This is a genomic window from Variovorax paradoxus, from assembly GCF_000834655.1.
GTDB lineage: Bacteria > Pseudomonadota > Gammaproteobacteria > Burkholderiales > Burkholderiaceae_C > Variovorax > Variovorax paradoxus_F.
Map to the genome: position 1 here is coordinate 1 of NZ_JXQQ01000060.1, position 1,670 is coordinate 1,670.

Below are 1,670 nucleotides of genomic sequence, written 5' to 3' on the forward strand. Positions count from 1 at the left end.
GGTCGGTGCAGGTGCGCACCTTGTTCCAGCACCCGCAGCTTGCTGCCTTTGCGCAGGCACTGGTGCAAGGGGCTGATGGGCCGAAGGACCGCGAAGTCGTCGTGCCGCCCAATGGCATCCCCGAGGGCTGCACGGCGATCGAGCCGCAGATGGTCACCCTGATCGAGCTGGATGCACAGCAGATCGAGCGCATCGAATCGGCAGTGCAGGGCGGTGCCTCCAACATCCGGGACATCTACCCGCTCGCGCCCCTGCAAGAGGGCATGCTGTTCCATCACCTGCTGCAGACAGAAGGCGATGCCTATGTCACGCCGCTGGGCCTGAGCTTCGACAGCCGCCAGCGGCTGGAGCGCTTCATCGCCAGCTTCAATCAGGTGATCGCACGCCACGACATCCTGCGCACCGCGGTGCTGTGGGAGGGATTGAAGGAGCCGGTGCAGGTGGTGCAGCGCAACGCGACGTTGACGCTGCAATGGCTTCAGGACGTGGACATGGCCAATGACGTGGCAGGCCAACTCGCGGCCCACGTCCACCCCTCGCACTACCGAATCGACGTGCGCGAGGCGCCGATGATCCGCGCCATCGCCGCGCACGACGACAGGAGCAACCGCTGGCTGCTGCAACTGCCCAGCCACCACCTGGTGCTTGACCACACGACGCTGGACCTGCTGGTCGAAGAGATCGCGCTGATCGAGCAGGGCCGCCAGGCCGAGTTGCCCGAGCCGGTGCCCTTCAGGCGCTTCGTGGGGCAGGCGCGCCTTGGCGTGAGTCAGGCTGAACACGAGGCGTTCTTCCGCCGGATGCTGGGCGACGTGGACGAGCCGACGGCGCCGTTCAACCTGCTGGACGTGCAGGGCGACGGCACGCGGGTGCACGAGGCGAAGCTCAGGCTGGCGCCGGAGCTCGCGCAGCAGGTGCGACGCGAGGCGCAGCGCCATGGGGTGGGGGCGGCAACGCTGTTCCACCTGGCGTGGGCGCTGGTGCTGGGCAAGGCCACGGGCAAGGACGACGTGGTGTTCGGCACGGTGCTGTTCGGGCGCATGCAGGGCGGCCAGGGCACGGACCGGGCCTGGGGCATGTTCATCAACACCCTGCCGGTGCGCGTGAAGCTGGGTGCGCGCGACGTGGCGCACTGCGTCAAGCAGACGCACGACGCGCTCACGCAGCTGCTGCACCACGAACACGCGAGCCTCGCGCTGGCGCAGCGCTGCACGGCGCTGCCGGGCGGCGCGCCGCTGTTCTCTGCACTGCTCAACTACCGCTACACGCAGGAGCAGGCCGAGGGCACCTTGCTGCTCAAAGGCATGGAGGTGCTCGGCGCCGACGAGCGCACCAACTACCCGCTGACCCTGTCGATCGACGACCTGGGCGAGGGCTTCGAGCTCGTGGCGCAGATCCACGAGCCGGTGAATGCGGCGTACGTCTGCGGGCTGGTGCGTTCGGCGCTGGAGGGGATCGTCGATGCGCTGGCGAAGCCAGTGGCGCTGCCGGTCTGCGAGATCGATCCGATGCCTGCGGAAGAGAAGCAACAGCTCGCTGCGTGGAGCGCGCGTGTGCAAGACCGTGGGGATGCGGAGCCTCTGCATCGCCTGATCGAACGCCAGGCGGAGCTGCACCCCGAATCCCCCGCGCTGTCCTTCGAGGCGCAGACGCTGGCCTACGGCGAACTC

General features: G+C 68.3%; 1 protein-coding gene. It reads left to right on the top strand.

Annotation, left to right across the window (positions count from 1 at the left end):
* Positions 1-1,670 (top strand): condensation domain-containing protein (locus RT97_RS22900; RefSeq protein WP_042581135.1); only part of this gene is annotated, 1,670 nt, incomplete at both ends.